Here is a 19,666-nt window from a genome sequence, read left to right as displayed (position 1 = left end):
GATGAATGACGCGGGCACGATAGTCATTCCGGCGGGAATGTCATCTATGCCGTTCGGCAGATCGTATCGGAGCCAGCCGGCAGATGAGGCAGGGGCGCCAGCAACTTAGATTGCTGGTCATGCGGTCGACCGATGCGATGTCCGCCGGAACCGCCACATAGGAAAGTCAAAATGCGTACCATCATTGCTGCCGCCCTCGTTCTCGGTTTCGTTCAGGTCCAGTCGACCGCGGCGGCTACCGAAACCGCAACCTGTGCGCCGACAAGCGAGGCGGAAATCGCCAAGCTCTTCGACCGCTGGAATACCTCACTCGCGACGCTGAGCCCCCAGGAGGTCGTCAAGAACTACAGTGATGACTCCGTGCTTCTCGCGACCCTGTCGGACAAGCCTCGCCTGACCCAGGCGGAACGGATCGACTATTTCGAGCACTTCCTGGCAAATGAGCCCAAGGGCCACATCGATAGCCGCGACATCAAGATCGGCTGCAACTGGGCCGTCGACACCGGCACCTACACCTTCAGCCTGAAGGACGGCTCGAAGGTTCCCGCCCGCTACACCTATACCTATGAGTTCAAGGACGGGAACTGGCTGATCACGTCGCATCACTCTTCGATGATGCCGGAGAAGTAAGGCTTCACCGGCCTACCGGTCCGGCAGGGAAATCCCGTGTTCACCCCACGCGGAATCTCCTGAGCCCCCTCTGGCCTGCCGTCCCCCACAGGTGGGGAGATCGGCAAGAGGTTGGACTACCGCTCCCTCTCTACCGTCTCGAAGTAGTTGGGTGGCAGTTGGTTGGGGAAACCGGTGCGCCCAGCCAATCTCCCCACTTGTGGGGGAGATGCCCGGCAGGCAGAGGGGGTGCCACACGGCCATTGCTCTCACCCCAAAGGACACCAACAAGGCCAGGAGCTTTGACGGCCGAGCGGGATCGGGAGTAGCATCCGCGCGGCAGTGGCAGTCCATCAAAGCCGCCGCCCCCGGGGAGACGCAATGATCAAGCACAAACCTTTCCTCCTGAAGTTCGCGGCTCTGGCATTTTGTTGCGCATGGCCAATTTCTGACGCCTTCGCGGCAGCGCAGCCTATCTTCTGGAGCGCTTTACGGCCGGCCGATCAGGCCAAAGCGACAGTGCCGTTGTCGGGCAAGGCGGTAAGCGGCCCACAGGGCGAAACACTCGCCTGGCATGGGGAGGGGCATCCGATCGAATTGACGGGCTTTGTTCTGCCGATCGACCAGGACGGCGATCTTGTCTACGAATTCTTGCTGGTGCCTTGGGCCGGAGCCTGCAGCCACATGCCTTCCCCTCCGCCCAACCAACTGGTTCGTGTCGTTCCGGAAGAGCCTTTGCACCTGGCAAGAATGTACGAGACCGTCACCGTGACGGGTACCCTGCGGCCCGGCCTGGATCAGGCGCAATTCTTCATGATCGACGGTGACCGCGTCCTCACCTACGGCTACAGCATAAACCATGCCCAGGTAGCGACAGTAACGGCGACGACTGATCCCGATCTGCTGTCACTTTCGCCTTTCGGCATTCTGCCTCGCCAGTAGAAAGCGCAGAGACGCTTCTTGCATGAACACCGCCAATCGCGTATATACAACAACATATATACAAGCTGCGGAGGACCCCTATGCCGCAATATGCGCGTGTATTTCAATCCGGTAATTCGCAGGCGGTCCGGCTGCCGAAGGAATTCCGCTTCGACGTCGACCAGGTGGAGGTGACGCGGGAGGGCGATGCTGTGATCCTTCGGCCACGGGCCGATCGCGGCGTGCGGTGGGCATCGTTGCATAGCGCCTTGGAGCGCGGCCTCAGCGACGATTTCATGGCGGAAGGGCGAGAGCAGCCGGAGGGGCAGGAGAGGCCTGATCTTCAGGACCTGTTCAAGTGATCACGCATCTTATCGACACCAATGCTGTGATCGCTCTGATCGGCAGGAAATCCGAAACACTGCTGAAGCGCGTGATCGACAACGACGAGGGATCGATCGGGCTGTCGACCGTGGTGATGCATGAACTCTATTATGGCGCCTATAAAAGCGCGAAAATCTCCTACAATCTCGAAACCCTGCGCCTGTTCACGGCGGATTTTCCGCCTGTCGGTTTCGAACGCGAGGATGCGCTGGCCGCAGGCGAGATCCGCGCCGCATTGGCGACAAAGGGAACGCCGATCGGTCCCTATGATGTCCTGATCGCCGCCCAGGCCAGGACCCGGGATCTGGTTCTCGTCACCAACAATGTCGGGGAATTTCGCCGCGTCGATGGTCTGCGTGTCGAGGACTGGACGGTCGGGCGGTAGGTCCGATCTCCGATAAAAAATGCCCGGGCGCAGCCGAAACTGCGCCCGGGCGAAATGCAGCCGATCAGACGAGGTCGAAGCGGTCGGCGTTCATGACCTTGGTCCAGGCGGCGACGAAGTCCTTGACGAACTTCCCCTTGGCGTCGGCCTGGCCGTAGACTTCGGCGAAGGCGCGCAGCTGCGAGTGTGAGCCGAAGATCAGGTCGACGCGGGTGCCGGTCCACTTGGAAGCGCCCGTTTTGCGGTCGCGGCCCTCATAGACGCCTTCCTTGCCGGCGGTGGGAACCCACTGCGTGCCCATGTCGAGCAGATTGACGAAGAAGTCGTTCGTCAACGTCTCGGGACGCGAAGTGAAGACGCCGTGTTCGGGGCTGCCTGCCTTCAGCACGCGTAGGCCGCCGACGAGGACGGTCATCTCAGGACCGGTCAGCGTCAAGAGCTGAGCGCGGTCGACGAGAGCTTCTTCCGGCTTCATGAACTGATGGCGCTTGTCGTTCACATAGTTGCGGAAGCCGTCGATGCGCGGCTCGAGTGCTGCGAAGGAATGCGCGTCGGTCTGGGCTTCGGAAGCATCCATGCGGCCCGGCGTGAAGGGCACGCTGACGGCGTTGCCGGCGGCCGCTGCCGCCTTCTCGACGCCGGCAGCACCAGCGAGAACGATCAAGTCGGCGAGCGAGATCTTCTTAGCCCCGGTCTGGGCGGCGTTGAAGTCCTTCTGGATGCCTTCGAGAACGCCGAGCACCTTGGCGAGCTGTGCCGGCTGGTTGGCGTCCCAGTCCTTCTGCGGGGCAAGGCGGATGCGCGCGCCGTTGGCGCCGCCGCGCTTGTCGGAGCCGCGGAAGGTCGAGGCCGACGCCCAGGCGGTCGAGACCAGTTCCTGCACGGTGAGCCCGGTGGCGAGAACCTTTTCCTTCAGTTCGGCAATGTCCTTGTCGTCGACGAGCGGGTGGTCGACGGCCGGGATCACATCCTGCCAGATCAGGTCTTCGGCCGGAACTTCCGGGCCGAGGTAGCGCACCTTCGGTCCCATGTCGCGGTGGGTCAGCTTGAACCAAGCGCGGGCGAAAGCGTCGGCAAACTCACCGGGATTTTCGAGGAAGCGGCGCGAGATCTTCTCGTAGGTCGGATCGAAACGCAGCGCCAGATCGCTGGTCAGCATGGTCGGCAGGTGCCTCTTCGAGGCGTCGTAGGCATCAGGAATGGAGGCTTCGGCATTTTTGGCCTGCCACTGATGCGCGCCGGCCGGGCTCTTCGTCAGCTCCCATTCGAAGGCGAAGAGGTTTTCGAAGAAGTAGTTGCTCCACTTGGTCGGCGTCTGCGACCAGGTCACTTCGAGGCCGGCGGTGATCGCATCCTTGCCGACGCCGGTGCCGAACGAGCTCTTCCAGCCGAGGCCCTGGTCCTCGATCGCGCCGCCTTCCGGCTCGGCGCCGATCAAGGACGGGTCGCCGGCGCCATGCGTCTTGCCGAAGGTGTGGCCGCCGGCGATCAGCGCCACGGTCTCTTCGTCGTTCATCGCCATCCGGCCGAAGGTTTCGCGGATGTCGCGCGCCGAGGCGATCGGATCGGGATTGCCGCCCGGGCCTTCCGGATTGACATAGATGAGGCCCATCTGCACGGCGCCGAGCGGCTCTGCCAGCTCGCGTTCGCCGCTGTAGCGCTCGTCGCCCAGCCAGGTTCCTTCAGGACCCCAGAACAATTCCTCAGGCTCCCACACGTCGGCGCGACCACCCGCAAAGCCGAAGGTCTTGAAGCCCATGGATTCGAGCGCGACATTGCCCGTCAGGATCAGCAGGTCGGCCCACGAGATGCGGTTGCCGTATTTCTGCTTGATCGGCCACAGCAGGCGGCGGGCCTTGTCGAGGTTGGCGTTGTCAGGCCAGCTGTTGAGCGGCGCAAAACGCTGCTGGCCCTGGCCGGCGCCGCCGCGGCCATCAGTGATGCGGTAGGTGCCGGCGCTGTGCCAGGCCATGCGGATGAACAGGCCGCCATAGTGACCGAAATCGGCCGGCCACCAATCCTGCGAGTCCGTCATCAACGCGTGAAGATCCTTCTTCAGGCCGTCGAGATCGAGCTTCTTGAACTCCTCGGCATAATCGAAGGCCTGGCCGAGGGGGTCGGCGCGGCCGGAATTGTGATGAAGAATCTGCACGTTCAACTGGTCCGGCCACCAGTCGCGATTGGATCTGCTGCGAGGCGTATTGCCGTGTGCGACAGGACATTTGCCTGCGCTGTCAGTGGGGTTGTCCATGATCGTCTCCTTCATTGCTTGATCTGTCTGCGCGTCAAAAAGATGAGCCGAGCTGGCGCCCCACTCTCCCCTTGCAGTCTTCATATCGGAAGCGCTTCATAAATTTAAGTTGGATTTACTGATCGTTGCGATAAGCTGAGGTTATGAAGAACCTTACCCTGAAACAGCTACGTTATTTTGAAGCACTGGCAAGAGATGGCCGCTTCCGGCGCGCTGCCGACGCCTGTGCGATCTCCCAGCCGGCATTGTCGATGCAGATCAAAGAACTTGAGCAGGAGTTGGGCGGCGAGCTTTTCGAGCGCAACGCGCGTGAGGTGAAGCTGACGGCCTTCGGCCAAAGCGTCGCGCTCAGGATCCGCGATATCCTGCGTGGCGTGGACGAACTGGCGGATCTGGCGCGCGCCGCACGCGATCCTTTCCTGACACGGTTGCGCATCGGCATCATCCCGACGATCGCGCCCTATCTGTTGCCGGCGATCATCAACGATCTGAACAGGAGCTTTGCAGGCATTCAGATCGAAGTGCGCGAAACGCAAACCTCGAAGCTGGTTCAGGAGCTGGCGCAAGGTCAGCTGGACACGGCAATCGTTGCCTTGCCCGTGTCGGAACCCTCCCTGGCAGAACTCGAGCTCTTCAAGGAAGAGTTCGTGCTGGTTCGGCGGCCCGAAGACGAGGGTAAGCCGGTGCCTGAACGCGAGGCGCTGCGCGAAATGCGGTTACTGCTGCTCGAGGAAGGCCATTGCTTCCGCGATCAGGCCTTGTCGTTCTGCAAGATAGGGCAGGCCCGTCCCCGGGAAGTCATGGAAGGCAGCTCTCTCTCCACCCTGGTCCAGATGGTCAGCGCCGGTATCGGCATCACCTTGATTCCCGAGATGGCCGTTCCCCTCGAAACGCGCTCGGCGCATGTCTCGATCTCCCGTTTTCAGTCTCCGCAGCCGTCGCGAACGATAGGCATGATCTGGCGCAATTCGACGCCCATGGCCAATCAGCTCCAACAGGTTTCCGAGGCGGTTCGCCGGTCGGCCGAGAGCATGCGCGAACAGTATGCCGCCCGGTGATGGACCTGATATGGCCTCGCCTCAAGATCGCCGTTTGAATGTATGCTCCGGTGCCGGAAACTGTCGCGATCGGACCTCTTCGGCATAAGCGGCAGCAGCGGCCGAAATCCTTTTGGCGAGTTCGTCGTAGCGCTTGACGAAGCGCGGGATGAAATCGTTGAAGAGCCCCAGAATGTCGTCGGAAACCAGAACCTGGCCGTCGCAGGCGGAAGAAGCGCCGATACCGATGGTCGGGACGTGCATGGCGGCCGTCACCTCCCGGGCGAGCGGCTCCACCGTGCCCTCGATGACGACGGCAAAGGCGCCCGAGCCGCCGATGGCGTGGGCGTCGCGGCGGATCTTCGATGTCTCGTGTTCGGAATGGCCGACGGAACGATAGCCGCCTGCGGTTTGGACCTGCTGCGGCATCAGGCCGATATGGCCCATAACCGGTATCCCCCGCTTCGTCAGAAAGGCGATGGTCTCGGCCATCTCCTCGCCGCCCTCCAGCTTGACGGCGTCGCAGCCGGTTTCCTGCAGGATGCGGACAGCGTTGCGGAAGGCAATCTCCTTCGATTCCTGGTAGGTGCCGAACGGCATGTCGACGACGACGCAGGCCTTGCCGACGCCGCGCATCACCGCCTTGCCGTGTGCGATCATCATGTCCAGCGTGACGCCGATGGTGGTCTCCATGCCGTAGAGCACCATGCCGAGCGAATCCCCGACTAGCAGCAGGTCGCAATGCTCATCGAGCAGCCGCGCCATGGGCGTCGTATAGGCGGTCAGGCAGACGATCGGCTTGCCGCCCTTCATGGCGGAGATGCGCGCTGGCGTGAGGCGCTTCTGAATTCCGGCCGCGCTCATCTGGTCACTCCCTTTCCCGGCAAGCTCTGCCCGCCGTTCACCCTCTTGTTCCCTACAACCCGGTTGTCTCCGACAACCCGGTTGTCTCCGACGACCCTGTTGTCGAGCAGCCGTGTCGAACCGACCCGAACGAAGAGCGCCACGATGACAGGGGCGGCGATCGACGTGACCGGCAGCAGCGTCGCGGCATCCCTCACGGCGACGACCTCGGGCTTTGCCAGAGGCTCGCGATTGAGAAACGCCGTGAGCCTTGCCTCGAGTTCCACCGGATCGGTAAGGCCGCCGGCGACCAAACGCTCCGCCTCGTCAAGGGTCTGGGGGACGATCACCGCGGCACGCCGCTCCGCCTCGCTGAGATAGACGTTGCGCGACGACAATGCGAGACCGTCGCTGTCCCTGACCGTCGGCACCGATATCACGCGCACCGGCATGGCCAGGTCGTCCACCATGCGCTTGATGATGACGACCTGCTGGTAATCCTTCTCTCCGAAATAGGCGGTCTGCGGCTGCACGATGTTGAAAAGCTTGCAGACGACAGTGGCGACACCGGCAAAATGCCCGGGCCGGACCGCCCCTTCGAGTTCGCGCCCGAGATCGGGAACGTCGACGACGGTTAGCATCGGGCGGGGATACATGTCCTCGACGCCAGGTGAAAAAAGGAAATTGACGCCCGCTTGCCTCAGCATGGCGGCGTCGCGTTCCAGATCGCGCGGATATTTGTTGAGATCTTCCGCCGGGCCGAATTGCAGCGGATTGACGAAAATCGAGACGACGACGATGTCGTTCTCGGCGCGAGCGCGCGCGACCAGTTCCATATGACCGGCATGGAGATAGCCCATCGTCGGAACAAGGCCGACGGTCCGCCCCTGCCGCCTCAGCGCGTCGAGCGTGTGGCGCAACTCGTCAATGCTCGAGAAAACCCGCATATATCCTCCCCTGCCGGTCACTCCATCTTGGCGCGGATAAGAAGTGTAATCGATGCGGCAGGTCAATGCATATTCCTCGATAAAAACGATTAGATGCAACGGCAGCCGAAGACGCTGGGCCATATCGGTCCCGGGAGCGGCTCTTCGCCACTTGGCTGCTTGCAGTGGAACCGACGATGTGCGACTTCCGTTACTCGCCCTGTCCGTCAAGATACCATCACAGTCGATCGCTATGGACGTTACATGGAGGACGCATGGACAAGCCCTGGAAGATCAGCCGCGGACCGATTGCGGCAACCGAGCTCGACGTGGAGAAGGCAAACGCGATCAATGTGCTGTTGATCCGGCCGGTCGGCGTCCTTCCGGCCAAGGAGGGCGATCCGATCCTTCCTTTTGCCGTCGGCCTTTTCAACGAACTCCGCCCGCTCTTGAAGCCCGATGCAGGCGTCACGACGCTCAGGCGGGCGACCGCTGCCTATGTCCACTGCCGGCGCTATTATTTCGCCAGCGCCCAGCCCGATTCCATGCGCCATAGTCTTGACGGTGAACCCGTCGAACCACTGTCGCCCGAAGACCGGCTGGTCGCGCAAAAGCGCTTCCTGAGCCTCAAGCAGAACACCGGCAAAGCCGACGCGCCCGAGCAGACAGCACCGGTCCCCGCTCCGCTGTTGAGCAAAAGCGAGCAGATCCGCGCAGCCCTCCTCGGCAAAAGGAACGGCGCCAGCTAAGCATGTCGCGCAAATGTGTGCAGTGGTTTTGCGACAACGACATGCGTAAAAACAAAGACCTAAAGCGCATGGCGCGAATCTGAAAGATCGCGACGCGCTTTAGAGCAGGATGACATCAGCGTCTCATATCCGCCTTGCAGTCATTGTGCGTTCTTGCGTAGTGCAACCGTCATTCACAGGGGCGACGTAGTCGCTCGATGAGCTCGGCCGCATCGGGGGCGCGGAAAACGCGCCCCCGGCCGGCGTCGGCCGAAGGGGAGGGGCAATCGGCCGGCTCAGTTCAACGGCGCTTCACCTGATGTGATCCGCTGCTCGTTCTTTCCAAACAGGTGGACGGTATCGTGGATCGGCGCGATCCTCAGCACCTCGCCGGGAGCTGCCCTGATCCGTTCCCTGAAGACGCAGGTCAGCGTCTGTGCCCCCAGCCGGACAATGACCAGGGTTTCCGAACCCGTCGGCTCGACGACAACCGTCGTGACCTCAATGCCGCCCGGGTCCAAACGGATATGCTCGGGGCGAATGCCGTAGGTCACGGCTTCGGGCGGGTGCCGGTCACTCGGCAGGAGCAGGCCGTCGGCGGTTCGAAACCCATCTTCCGTCATGTTGCCGCTGATGAAATTCATCGCCGGGGAGCCGATGAAGCCAGCGACGAAAAGATTGTTCGGACGATCGTACAATTCCAGCGGAGAACCCGACTGCTCGATCAGGCCGTCCTTCATGACGACGATCTTGTCGGCCATGGTCATGGCTTCGATCTGGTCATGGGTGACGTAAATGGTCGTCGTCTGCAGCCGTTGATGCAGTTCCTTGATCTCAGAGCGCATCTGCACTCTGAGCTTGGCGTCAAGGTTCGACAGCGGCTCGTCGAAGAGGAAGACGGCCGGGTCGCGCACGATCGCCCGCCCCATCGCCACACGCTGTCTCTGGCCGCCCGACAGTTGCTTGGGATATCTCTCCAGGAGACTTTCGAGACCGAGAATCTTCGCGGCGTTGCCGACCCGCTGGTTGATCTCCGTCCTCGGCATCCGTTTCAGCCGCAGCGAAAAGCCCATGTTCTTGGCAACGGTCATATGCGGGTAGAGCGCGTAGTTCTGAAACACCATGGCGATGTCCCGATCCTTGGGGGCAAGCTCGTTGACGATATGTTTGCCGATCTGGATCTGCCCCGAGGTGATACCCTCGAGGCCCGCGATCATCCTTAGAAGCGTGGATTTGCCGCAGCCCGAGGGGCCGACCAGAACGACGAACTCGCCGTCGCCGATGTCGACCGATACGCCTTTGATGGCTTTGAACGCGCCGTAGTCCTTGCGCGCATTGTTGACCGAAACATGGGCCATTGCCGTCCTCCCGAAATCGCTGTCAAAGTCCGCTCAGAACATTTCTCAAATAATCGAGGCCGAGGCGCTCGCCGACTTTACGCGCGGCCAGGTTCTTGCCCGGCCAGCCATAGGCGGCATCCTCGTGTTCGATCGACAGCGTGCCGTCGAAACCAGCCCCGCGAGCCTGGCGCAGAAACCTCGGCCAATCGATGAGGCCGAGCCCTGGCAGCTTGTATTGCCACCAGCCCTTGCCGTGATAACCGACAGCCTGCAGGCTCTCCGGATCGATTGCCGTGTCCTTGGCATGAAGGATGGCGATGCGATCCTTCACCGCCTCCATCGCCTGATAGGGATCGACGCCGATTCGAATGAGGTGCGAGGGATCGAACTCCAGGCCGAAACGGGGATCCCCGATCCTCTGAAAAAGCTCCTGCCACCCTCTTGGTGTCGTTCCGATGAAATCGTCCTTCGGACCTGGCCAGTTCTCGATTGCAAACGTCAGGCCGTAGGGCTCCGTCTGCGCGATCAGCCCGTTGGCGAAATCGGCGAAATCATCATAGTTGGCTTCGTCGCTTGCGGTGTCGTCCCGGCCCGGGAAGATCACAAAGATCGGGACGCCCGCTTGCCCGATTGCGCCGGCGAATTCGGCGGTCGTTTCCCGAAGTGCCTTTCGTTTTGCCCGGTCGGCATCGAGCTGATTGCCGAAATAGGTGATCGACGACACAAAGAGGTCGCGACTACGCGCGAGCGCGACGGCAGCTTCCACCCTATCCGGCGTTTTGATATGGCCGCCGACGTCGATCTCGATGGCGTCGAAACCGGCCGATGCGGCGAAATCCACCACTTCCTCCAAGGGGCGATCGTTGAATGTCGAGGTGTAAAAGCCGATCTTCACCAAAATCCTCCTATCTTCGCCAAAATCCCTGGGGCCATGCGGCTGTTTCAACTGTTCAGGCGATCCATGTTCTTGAGTGGCGAACGTGTGCGTTGTGCAGCGTCGGCCGACGCGAGCATCAGGGCTGCTGCCATCGGCATGGCCGCCGCTCCCATGGCAGAGGCATCCTCTCCGAGCGAGGCGCGATGAAGCGAGGGAAGGTTGGTGTCATCGGCATCGAGATGCTCATGCACGTAGCGCAGCAATTCGTCGACGATGCGGATCGGCAATCTGCCGCCGACGAGGACGGCGTCGGGGTCGACGACCATGCCGATATGCTTGACGGCGACTGCCAGATGCGCGCTCATTTCCTTCAGCCACTGTGACACGAGGCGCCTGCCATGCGCATCCAGCGTCAGCAGGTCGTGGGGAACACTCACCTCGACGCCGTGCTGCGCGAGGAAATCATAGAGGAAGAACAGCGAGAATATCTCGCCGAGAAGCTGAACCTTATGGGCCTTCCCGTCCCGGCCGTCGGCGATCGGCAGCCAGCCGATTTCGCCGCTGAGGCCCATGGCGCCACGATGGCCGTTGCCGTCGAGCACGAGGCCGCCGCCCGGGCATGGATTGATGGCGATATAGAAGAAGCTGCTGCTTTCAGCGCCTAGTCCGTAATCGAGTTCGGCAAGGGCTGCGGCATTGGCTTCGTTTTCGATGAAGACGGGATGCTGCGTCAGGTTCTCCAGTGCGGCGCGCACATCGAATGCCGTCCATTCCTGATAAGCCTCGGGCTTGCCGAGGAGCGAAATCTCGCCAAGCCAATCCGGCATCGCCAGACCGATGCCGGCCAGACGCGCGTCGTCGATGAGCCGGCTGCGCTGGAAATGCGAAATCGCATCTGCCGTGAGCTGCAAGAACTCCGCCGGCAGAATGAAGCGTTTCTCGTGGTGTACGCGGGCGCGGACGTTGCCGACGGCATCGACGGCCAGGATCGTCAAATGGTCGCGATCGATGTTGATGCCGATGGCAAAACAGGCATCCGGATTGATTTCGAGTTCGATCGCCGGCTGGCCTCTCAGCCCATGCCGCCGGCGGGCTTCCATGATCAGGCCCTCGTCCAGCAGGCGATCGACGATCCGGGCGATTGCCGGTTTGGTAAAACCCGTCCGCCTGGCGATTTCGGCCCGCGAAATCGGCGCCTGACGATGAATGCAGCGCAGGACGACGGCCCTGTTGTGCTCACCTGCATCTTCGACATTGGCGCCGGTCAGATCCGGGGACAGCCTGGCGCCGAGTGTCTGGTTCATGCTCGAATTCCTTCCTTGCGCATAGCCTGAACCGCTCGTCATCCCTTGACCGCGCCGCTGGTCATCGCACCGAGGATCAGCCGCTGGAGCGACAGAAAGGCGACGATCGCCGGAACAACCGCAATCAGGCAGGCGGCGGCAAGCAGCTGGATGGACGAGTCGGTTTGCATGCCGCGGAAGTTAAAGATGCCGACGCCGATCGGCATCAGATCATTTTTCGTGAGCAACAGAAAAGGCACCAGAAATTGCGACCAGCCGGCAATCACCGTGATGATAAAGACGGAGGCTATCCCCGGCGCCGATAGTGGCAGAATGATGCGCCAGAAGACCGAAAATCGATTGCAGCCATCGATCATCGCCGCTTCGTCGAGGCTGCGCGGGATGCCGTCGACCGAACTCTTCAAGAGCCAGGTCGCCAGCGGAACCCCAAGCGCGATATAGACCATGACGACGGCAAAATGCGTGTCCAGTAGGCCGAGGCGGTTCATGTAGCGGTAGAGCGGCACCATGATGACAAGCGGCGAGATCATCTGGAAAAGCAGCAGCCCCATCATCGACAGGCCCTTGCCCCGGAACTGAAAGCGGGAAAAAGCATATGCCGCGGGCAGTGCGACGATCAGGACGCCCAGTCCGCTGAGGGCGGCAAGCTTGAGGCCGTTCCAGAGATAGATCGGAAAATAGCTGTTGTTCAAAACGGTGATGAAATTGTCGATGGTGGGATTGTTGGGAATATATCGCGCCGCGCCGCGATAGATCTCGCGCTTGTCACGCATCGCCATCGACAGGAGATAGGTGAGGGGGCCGGCGAAGAATACGAACATTACCAGCATGAACAGATAGCTCATGGCATCGCCGAGCCGCGTTCCGGTCCGTCCGCTCATTGCTCTTCCTCCTTCGGCAGGAACGACGCATAGATAAAGGCGAGCCCGAGGCTGATGATCAGCATGAGCACCGAGAGCACACTGCCGCCGGACAGGTCGTAGTTTCTAAAGACGATATTGAAGACGTAAAGCGAGATGACCTCGGTCGCACGCCCCGGACCGCCGCCCGTCAGCGTAATGATCGCATCGAAGGTATTCACCGTCTGGATCGTAATGAGGATCATGTTGACGAGGATTGCCGCGCGCAGCTGCGGAAGCGTGACGAAGAAAAACTGCTGCGATGCCGTCGCACCGTCGACCTCGGCCGCTTCATAGAGCGAGGGATCGATCGACTTCAGCGCCGCATACATGACGACCATCGAAAATGCCGTGCCGCGCCATATGTTGGAGATGAGGGTAGACCACGGTGCGATTGAGGGATCCGAGAGCCAGGCGACCGTCGGCATGTGCATCAACCGCAGAATGCTGTTCAGAGCACCATAAGGCGCTTCGGAAAAGAGCATTTGCCAGATGATGCCGCCGGCAATTCCGGGAACGACCCAGGCAACCAGCGCCGTCGTTCTGAGTATGGTGGTGCCGAACAGGCCGCGCTTTTCGCCGCGGATGACCACGACGGCGACCGCAAGACCTAAAATTTGCTGGCCGATGACGCTGCCGCCGACGAAGATCAGGGTCGCCCATAAAATGTCGGGCAGCTGCGGCGAGCTCAACGCATTGGTGATCGACCCCAGCGTATAATCCTGATTGTCGCCGATCAGCGTGGCATTGGTGAATGAAAGCCTGAAAACGTCGATGACGGGGTAAAGGTAGAAGATGCCGATGACGACGATCACAGGCATGATCCAGGGCAGGGGCGCACCGGCGAAACGGCGCATGAACGTTCTGCTTTGAGGCGGGCTGTCGGCCTCGATGGCAATGGGGCTCATTGGCTTCTCTGTCCGGGGTTGGCATTTGAGCACGACTGACCTGTTCGTGCCGGTGGCTGCCCCTCACCCTAACCTTCTCCCCGCAAGCGGGGAGAAGGTGGCGGCAGCCGGATGAGGGGCAGGTCGCGATTTAGCCGTGACATCACAGACGCTTGTAAGCCTCCAATGCTGCGTTGAAGGCGGCATTCAAAGCGTCTTCCGGCTTTTTGGTCCCTGAGAGCACGTCGCCCATCATGATCTGGATCTGGTTGGAGATTTCAGGATAGATCGGCACGCCAGGGCGTGCCTGTCCGTCGACCAGAGCCTTGGCAAAGGTCTTGTTGGCTTCGGTGGAGAAGACCTCATATTTGTCGAACAGCGACTTCCTGGTCGGCAACTGCTGCTGTAGCGCGTTTGCCGGCCCCATATAGACCTCGCGTGCGAGGTTGGCGCACATCTCGATCTTGTCCTTGTCCTTGCTGAAGGAGGCGATCGTCCAGCCGCCGGTGCCGGTCGAACGCTGATCGGCGCTGGGACCGGGGATCGGCGAGAAGGTCCAGTTGTTGAACTCGTCCTCGTCGAGCGTGGCCTTCAACTGCGCATATTGCCAGTTGCCGCCGATGAAGAGAGCCGTCGTCGCCGCTGCGGCCGCAGCATTCATATCGTCGTAATTCGCGATCGTGCTGACGCGCTTGGGCGCGGCACCCGAATCGACGAGATCCTTGAAATAATTCAGCGCCTTCAGGAATTTCTCCTTGTTCTCGCCTTCGCCGAACACTGGCTTGCCCGAGTCGTCGACGAGCTTGCCGCCGAGCGCCCAATAATTCGCGAGCCAGTCGAACGTCGTCCCTTCCCAGCGCCCGCCGTTGAAGAGAACGCCTTCCATGCCTTCTTTGGTGGAGGCGAGCGCGGCCTTTTTCAGATCGTCCCATGTCTGCGGCGCATCCGCCACGATCGACTTGTTGCGGTAGAGCACACGAAGGTCGGTATCCCACCACCAGGCGCGGACCTTCTGGTCCTTATCCGTGATGCCGCTGCGGATGAAGGGGAACAGGTCATCCACTTCCTCCTTCGAAAAATACGGTGTGAAGTCCGCAAGAACATTATTGACCATGAACTGCGAAAGAACGAACGAGTCGACCGCAGCGCAGTCAGGCGCGTTGCCGGCTTTGGCCTGCTCCAGCATCTTGGCCTGTTCGGTTCCAATGTCCGAGGACATGAATTGCAGCTGCAATTTCCAGTCCGGATGCTTTTTGATGAAATCGACGAAGAGCTTCTGGTAGCCCTCGGCGATCGCCGGATCCGAATTGTTCGGACTATCGTTCGTCAAACGGACGACGAGGGATTTTGGCGCATCGGCGAGGCCGATCCTGTCCTTAGTGGCAAGTTCCTGGGCAAATGAAACAGATGCTGAAAATAACAGTGTGCTCAGCGCAAATGCGCTGACGGTGGCGCTCTTCATGATGGGTCTCCTCCCCATTTTGAACGGATACAGCCTTGGCGGTCAGTTGACCTCTCCTCATTTCCGTGCTGCATTAATTAGATTAAGTTACTTTGATTTGATGTCAAGCCACAGCTTGGGAGGACAGAACCTGGGAGGTTGAGATGCTGGCGACAATCAACAGCAGCTAGTGCACAGTTCCGGAAAATCGAGATCGATTTTCGGAAAGGATCCGCGCCGTGAAGTGATGAAGCGTCCTGTGGGCGCGCGGCGCGTCCAAAGCAATTTTCCTGAAGAAGAGCACGAGGCAATCGCGGATGGCTGCGATGGCGTGAGTGTGGTTTTGCCCCGACTGAACTGCGGCGGGGAAGTTAATTCCATGGAGGATAAGATGCGTCTACTCATTCTCGGTACCGGCGGAATGGCCAACCAGCATGCCGCCAACTTCAGGGCAATCGAAGGCGTCAGTGTCGTCGGCGGCGTCGATGTCGTCCCGGAAAGGCTCGCGGCCTTTTGCACCGAACATGGCATCGCCAATCACTTCACGACCCTCGAGGATGCTCTCGCCTGGGGCGAGTTCGACGCAGTGGCAAACGTCACGCCGGACCGCATTCACCACCCGACGACGCTTCAGGCCATTGCCGCCGGCAAGCACGTCTTCTGCGAAAAGCCGCTCGCCACCGATGCCGTCAAGGCCATGGAGATGACCGAGGCCATCGAGCGATCGGGCAAGGTCGGCATGGTCAATTTCACCTATCGCAATTCGCCCGCCCTTCAGAAAGGCCGGCAGATGGTACTCGCCGGCGAAATCGGGGAGGTCAGGCACATCGAGGCATCCCATCTGCAAAGCTGGCTGGTCGGTCGTCACTGGGGCGACTGGAAGAGCGAAAGCAAATGGCTGTGGCGGCTGAGCAAGAAGCATGGATCCAACGGGGCGCTCGGCGATATCGGAATTCACATCGTCGATTTTGCATCATACGGTTCAGGGCTTGACGTCGCTCATGTCTTCGCGCGGCTGAAGACCTTCGACAAGGCGCCAGGCCACAAGATCGGCGAGTATGATCTTGATGCGAATGACAGCTTCACGATGAATGTCGATTTCACCAATGGCGCGATCGGGACGATCCAGGCGACGCGCACGGCGGCCGGACAGATGGATCAGCTGCGCCTCAGGGTCTATGGCGAAACCGGCTCGATCGAGATGATCTACGACACCGGAAAATCGACGCTACGCGCCTGTCTTGGAGAAGACGTGCACACGGCGACCTGGCGCGACGTCCCCTTCGATCCGGTCGAGACCAACTACCAGCGTTTCGTCCAGGCCGTACGGGCGGGCAGGACCCAGGAACCCTCGTTCCGGCGGGCGGCCAATATCCAGAAAGTCCTGGACAAGGCGCTGGCCTCCGATCTCAGCCACACCGATGAAGCGCTCGCCTGACCCGGCCATCAGGCCGAAGCCGGCGGCAGCAGCAAAGTGTTGAGGAAGGGCAGGAGTGCTGCCCCGAGCGCAACGCCGCCGCCGCTGAAGCTTGCGGGTTTCATCGGCGAAATCCAGGGCGTCAGCAACGGCCTCGTCGAGGTGTCGCGCCGCTCGATGGAAAGCTGATGGATCAGCGCTTCGATCACGCCCTGCGGCAGATCGCTGCCGATCATGACGACGCTCGGCGCGAGAAAACCGGCCATGGCGATGATCGGGTCGAGCAGATGGCCAGCGGCCTCCCGTATCCATTGCGACAGTGACGGCGAGGAGATTTCCTCGCCCTTCAGCAGGCGGGTGAATGCCTGGTCGCCGATCCGTGATCGCAAGGACTCGAAACCGACGACGGTATTGAGCTGGACATTGTCGGGACCGGTCAGCATTTCGCCGATGCTGCCTGCCCGGCCATGCACGCCGGAATAGGGAATACCGCGAATGAGAAAGCCGGCCTGAACGTCGTCGTCGATGATGATCATCGCAAGTCCGCCTTCCCTGCCGGAGCTGCCGATCGTGCGCTCGGCGAGAAGGCTCGCCGTGCACTCGTTCTCGACATAGGGACGCGCGATCGTCGACATCACGGCGATCTGATCGCTTTGATCCTCTGTCCAGTCGTTGGCGGCGATGCCGAGCCCCATGATCGGCAATGTCGCGTGGCGATCGACCATATCCCTGACGGCCGCATGCACCAGGCCGACTTTGTCTGCGGGGTCCAGCTCGATATAGACCCGGTCATGGACCTGGCCACTCAGATCGATGAGCACGGCCTCACCACGCCTTGGGCGAAGCTTGACGCCGATCGAGAAAGCACCTTCCGGGCGCAAGGCAAACTCGGTAGCGGTGGCCCCTCCGCCGAGGCCATTGCGACGGTTGGAGGTGACAAGTTTTTCCTCGGCCAGCCGCCGCAGAATATTGGTGATGCCGGGCCCGGTCAGGCCGCAATGCCGGCCAAGCTCCATCCGCGTCAGCGGGCCATGGCGGCGGATCGCCTCCAGAATGACGCGAATATTCCGGTCGGCGATTTCGCCCGACCGCAGACCGACTGTTTTAGCGCGTGGGGCGCCCATCTCCTGAGTGTGAAGCCGACGCGGCCCTGACCGAAGATACCGCATGACTGTCTATCCTAAAGCCTTTCCGGTTGTGTACTTCATCCACGGGCTATGGGAAAGCCGAGCTTAGCAGCCGCTTTTTGGGCACAACGTCCTATCAATCGGGATCAGGGCCATCACGGGGGTGACGAAGCGCGGCGGCCGAATGCCGCAAAATGCGTCAACAGATCGTCTAAACTACACGGCAATCGGAGCTTCGCTCTATCGGTCGCTAATAGCTGCAGGGACGATCGTTGCCGAAGCCGTCGCGGCAGGCAGGTCTGAGCCCATAGTCGACGCTGCTATATCCAACCGAGCCGGTTTGCATCGAGTCATTCGAGGTTGTCGTGCAGGATGACGACGATACGGCAACCACGATGACGGCTGTCGCGGCTGTCAATAATTTGCGGACTTGAAGCATCCCACCCTCCCCAGCGCTGCCTGAAATCTGCGATATCAGTGCAATTCTCGGTCAAATAGGGCCGACGGGGGTTTCGATAACTGTTGTTGTCGATCAAGATCTCGTTATTCCGCGAAGGCCCAAGCGTTTCATTCAACAGCTCATCTTGCGGCAGCACAGCAGCGTTTCGCATCCCTTTCCAGCACCCGCGTTGAAGCGGACGATGAGATTTCCAGGTAGTCGGGGTTGATATTCGCGTAGCCGCGACGGGTTCCACAAACAGTTCCGCCATTGGCGAAAATCTCGATGATTCCGCAATCATGAAACAGACGAATTTCCTTTCCGTCGCCAAGCTCCGCCACGTAGTGGATCGAGCCGTCATCCTGGGCGAGCCGGATCGAGAGGATACCGCCAGCGACGCCCACCTCGAAGGCAAGTTCGCCGCCCTGCGTCGCAACGACCTTGCTGCCCTCCAGAGCTCCGGAAAGGCGGATTTCAATGGGAGCCATCGGTAGCGAGAATTTGCCGCTTTGGTCCTCGACGATTGGGGCAACGGCAAAGTGATCGTCGACTTCGATCGTCGGCAGCATCCGCAGCCTCTTCTTGTCTTCACTCAAACTTAGAACACGTGGTAGGGACATCTCCCCGGAATAGGCTGAGCCCTCGGGCTTGCGATATTCCCAATTGAAAAGCCAGGCAAAGGCGATCTGGCGCCCTCCCGCTTCGAAACTCTGCATCGCATAATAATCGGTGCCGAAATCCAGCAATTGCAGTTCCGGCATGTCGGGTACGAAGCAGTCGTCGATAAACTCGCCGATCAGGGCATAAAGGAGATTGTGGCGCCGTGTTCGTGGCTCGACATGGCCAACAAAACCCATCACCAAAACCCACTTTTCCTCCAGCCGAAAGAAATCCGGGCATTCCACCGCACGCGCGCCTTCTTGGCGGAAATTAACCGGTGCACGGTAGAGCGGCCTGAGATATTGCCAATCGAGGCCATTGGCGGAGCCGAACAACAACACCGCGGGATCGCCTTCGATCGATGCGCCGAGTATCATGCGATAGGCGTTGGCTGCGTCATCCCACCAAACCTTTGGATCGCGGAAATCGTGCTCGACCCCATCGGGACGCTGCTCCAGCACCGTCACAATGCCTTCCGCCTTGATCATCAGCCGATCTGGACGCGCTATTTTCTGAATTTCCCGATAGCCCTTGAAAAGGTCATAGGCAGGCAGGCGCTCGGTGTAAAAGAACATCAAACTTCCATCTCGATCCCGAAAAGCATTGCCGGAGAATGCGCCTCCCGTGGCGCCGAGACGCCACAGGTTTTGTTCTGGATGCAGAAATACCGGCATGTGAAGCCAATTGACCAGGTCGTGGCTGGTCGCATGTCCCCAGTGCATCGGTCCCCAATCACTGCCGCCGGGATGAAATTGATAAAAAAGGTGCCATAGCTCGTCGATCTTGCAGAGACCTACGGGGTCGTTCATCCATTGCCGGATTGGCGAGAAATGAAGCGCAGGACGATCCGGATCAGACCGAAGCCAATCTTCAATTTCTGCGCCGGTGCGTTGAAGGATCCCTTTTTCCGAGAATTCAAACACTGTTATACCGGTCTCGTTCACGGTTTGAGGCTGATACCCATAGGCCCACAGAACAGCGTCCGGCGCATTGGTGACAATGGTGACCTCGCAAGTTTCCCTGTGGTGATATTTGAAAAACTCCGGATGGATGGCAAATGACAGAACCTGCCAAACCGTTTTCCCGCCAATGTCGATACGAAAAAAGCCGTCGCCCGCGGCCCAAAATTCCAAGCGGTACCCCGGGGGTAGGAACAGGTTTTGCTGCATCAACGGGTCACTTTTCCGGTTT

Annotated in this window: 20 protein-coding genes; 7 read left to right on the top strand and 13 right to left on the bottom strand. The window is 60.4% G+C overall.

Annotation, left to right across the window (positions count from 1 at the left end; genetic code table 11):
- Nucleotides 1-171: 171 nt before the first annotated feature.
- The 4 genes from OIU37_RS20915 to OIU37_RS20900 all read left to right on the top strand — a co-directional run bounded on the left by OIU37_RS20915 (nucleotide 172) and on the right by OIU37_RS20900 (nucleotide 2,299).
- Entirely contained in the window at nucleotides 172-630 is a 459-nt protein-coding gene (locus OIU37_RS20915) for an SgcJ/EcaC family oxidoreductase (protein ID WP_264258578.1), read from the top strand.
- A gap of 360 nt (nucleotides 631-990) precedes the next feature.
- The gene (locus OIU37_RS20910; RefSeq protein ID WP_264258577.1) at nucleotides 991-1,551 is read left to right on the top strand and encodes a DUF3299 domain-containing protein; all 561 of its coding nucleotides are present in this window, start codon (nucleotides 991-993) and stop codon (nucleotides 1,549-1,551) included.
- 80 nt (nucleotides 1,552-1,631) lie between these two features.
- Nucleotides 1,632-1,892, top strand: a complete 261-nt coding sequence (locus OIU37_RS20905; RefSeq protein ID WP_171603317.1) for an antitoxin — start codon at nucleotides 1,632-1,634, stop codon at nucleotides 1,890-1,892.
- Complete coding sequence (locus tag OIU37_RS20900; RefSeq protein WP_180695806.1) at nucleotides 1,889-2,299, top strand: type II toxin-antitoxin system VapC family toxin; 411 nt, start codon at nucleotides 1,889-1,891, stop codon at nucleotides 2,297-2,299. The genes OIU37_RS20905 and OIU37_RS20900 overlap by 4 nt, the downstream gene beginning before the upstream one ends.
- A gap of 64 nt (nucleotides 2,300-2,363) precedes the next feature.
- Here the strand turns inward: OIU37_RS20900 and katG are convergent, their stop codons facing one another.
- Nucleotides 2,364-4,550: a catalase/peroxidase HPI gene (gene katG, locus OIU37_RS20895; protein WP_264258576.1), complete on the bottom strand. Its 2,187-nt coding sequence runs from the start codon at nucleotides 4,548-4,550 to the stop codon at nucleotides 2,364-2,366.
- A gap of 143 nt (nucleotides 4,551-4,693) precedes the next feature.
- Here katG and OIU37_RS20890 point away from each other — a divergent pair, with 143 nt between their 5' ends.
- Complete coding sequence (locus OIU37_RS20890) at nucleotides 4,694-5,608, top strand: hydrogen peroxide-inducible genes activator (RefSeq protein ID WP_171603314.1); 915 nt, start codon at nucleotides 4,694-4,696, stop codon at nucleotides 5,606-5,608.
- A 21-nt stretch (nucleotides 5,609-5,629) separates the two neighbouring features.
- On the opposite strand, the gene panB is transcribed toward OIU37_RS20890, so the two are convergent.
- Both panB and panC read right to left on the bottom strand, forming a co-directional pair.
- Entirely contained in the window at nucleotides 5,630-6,451 is an 822-nt protein-coding gene (panB, locus tag OIU37_RS20885) for a 3-methyl-2-oxobutanoate hydroxymethyltransferase (RefSeq protein WP_264258575.1), read from the bottom strand.
- Entirely contained in the window at nucleotides 6,448-7,377 is a 930-nt protein-coding gene (gene panC, locus OIU37_RS20880; RefSeq protein WP_264258574.1) for a pantoate--beta-alanine ligase, read from the bottom strand. Before panC ends, panB begins: the two co-directional genes overlap by 4 nt.
- Before the next feature lie 254 nt (nucleotides 7,378-7,631).
- On the opposite strand from panC, the gene OIU37_RS20875 reads away from it, so the two are divergent.
- Nucleotides 7,632-8,105: a ProQ/FINO family protein gene (locus OIU37_RS20875; protein WP_171603311.1), complete on the top strand. Its 474-nt coding sequence runs from the start codon at nucleotides 7,632-7,634 to the stop codon at nucleotides 8,103-8,105.
- A gap of 275 nt (nucleotides 8,106-8,380) precedes the next feature.
- Here the strand turns inward: OIU37_RS20875 and OIU37_RS20870 are convergent, their stop codons facing one another.
- The 6 genes from OIU37_RS20870 to OIU37_RS20845 all read right to left on the bottom strand — a co-directional run bounded on the left by OIU37_RS20870 (nucleotide 8,381) and on the right by OIU37_RS20845 (nucleotide 14,853).
- A complete protein-coding gene (locus OIU37_RS20870; RefSeq protein ID WP_171603309.1) occupies nucleotides 8,381-9,442 on the bottom strand; it encodes an ABC transporter ATP-binding protein in 1,062 nt (353 codons plus the stop codon).
- Between the two features lie 22 nt (nucleotides 9,443-9,464).
- Entirely contained in the window at nucleotides 9,465-10,319 is an 855-nt protein-coding gene (locus OIU37_RS20865; RefSeq protein WP_264258573.1) for a sugar phosphate isomerase/epimerase, read from the bottom strand.
- Nucleotides 10,320-10,366: 47 nt separating this feature from the next.
- Nucleotides 10,367-11,605, bottom strand: a complete 1,239-nt coding sequence (locus tag OIU37_RS20860; protein WP_171603307.1) for an ROK family transcriptional regulator — start codon at nucleotides 11,603-11,605, stop codon at nucleotides 10,367-10,369.
- Between the two features lie 38 nt (nucleotides 11,606-11,643).
- Entirely contained in the window at nucleotides 11,644-12,486 is an 843-nt protein-coding gene (locus tag OIU37_RS20855) for a carbohydrate ABC transporter permease (RefSeq protein WP_011649125.1), read from the bottom strand.
- Complete coding sequence (locus OIU37_RS20850) at nucleotides 12,483-13,412, bottom strand: carbohydrate ABC transporter permease (protein ID WP_171376781.1); 930 nt, start codon at nucleotides 13,410-13,412, stop codon at nucleotides 12,483-12,485. The genes OIU37_RS20855 and OIU37_RS20850 overlap by 4 nt, the downstream gene beginning before the upstream one ends.
- 142 nt (nucleotides 13,413-13,554) lie before the next feature.
- Entirely contained in the window at nucleotides 13,555-14,853 is a 1,299-nt protein-coding gene (locus OIU37_RS20845) for an extracellular solute-binding protein (protein WP_129417338.1), read from the bottom strand.
- A 370-nt stretch (nucleotides 14,854-15,223) separates the two neighbouring features.
- On the opposite strand from OIU37_RS20845, the gene OIU37_RS20840 reads away from it, so the two are divergent.
- Nucleotides 15,224-16,270, top strand: coding sequence for a Gfo/Idh/MocA family protein (locus OIU37_RS20840; protein WP_264258572.1), 1,047 nt, complete (start codon nucleotides 15,224-15,226; stop codon nucleotides 16,268-16,270).
- An 8-nt stretch (nucleotides 16,271-16,278) separates the two neighbouring features.
- On the opposite strand, the gene OIU37_RS20835 is transcribed toward OIU37_RS20840, so the two are convergent.
- From OIU37_RS20835 to OIU37_RS20820, 4 genes are all read right to left on the bottom strand, one after another.
- Nucleotides 16,279-17,418: an ROK family transcriptional regulator gene (locus OIU37_RS20835; RefSeq protein ID WP_171603302.1), complete on the bottom strand. Its 1,140-nt coding sequence runs from the start codon at nucleotides 17,416-17,418 to the stop codon at nucleotides 16,279-16,281.
- A gap of 208 nt (nucleotides 17,419-17,626) precedes the next feature.
- Nucleotides 17,627-17,815, bottom strand: a complete 189-nt coding sequence (locus OIU37_RS20830; RefSeq protein WP_130766784.1) for a hypothetical protein — start codon at nucleotides 17,813-17,815, stop codon at nucleotides 17,627-17,629.
- Nucleotides 17,727-17,912 carry a hypothetical protein gene (locus tag OIU37_RS20825; protein WP_171603301.1) on the bottom strand — a complete coding sequence of 62 codons (186 nt, stop codon included), beginning with the start codon at nucleotides 17,910-17,912 and terminating at the stop codon, nucleotides 17,727-17,729. The genes OIU37_RS20830 and OIU37_RS20825 overlap by 89 nt, the downstream gene beginning before the upstream one ends.
- A 43-nt stretch (nucleotides 17,913-17,955) precedes the next feature.
- A complete protein-coding gene (locus OIU37_RS20820) occupies nucleotides 17,956-19,644 on the bottom strand; it encodes a glycoside hydrolase family 32 protein (RefSeq protein ID WP_264258887.1) in 1,689 nt (562 codons plus the stop codon).
- Nucleotides 19,645-19,666: the final 22 nt, after the last annotated feature.

Source organism: Rhizobium sp. BT-226, assembly GCF_025847085.2.
Taxonomy (GTDB): domain Bacteria; phylum Pseudomonadota; class Alphaproteobacteria; order Rhizobiales; family Rhizobiaceae; genus Rhizobium; species Rhizobium sophorae.
Note: the sequence above shows the minus strand (reverse complement) of the source record. Positions and strands in the feature narration are given on the sequence as shown.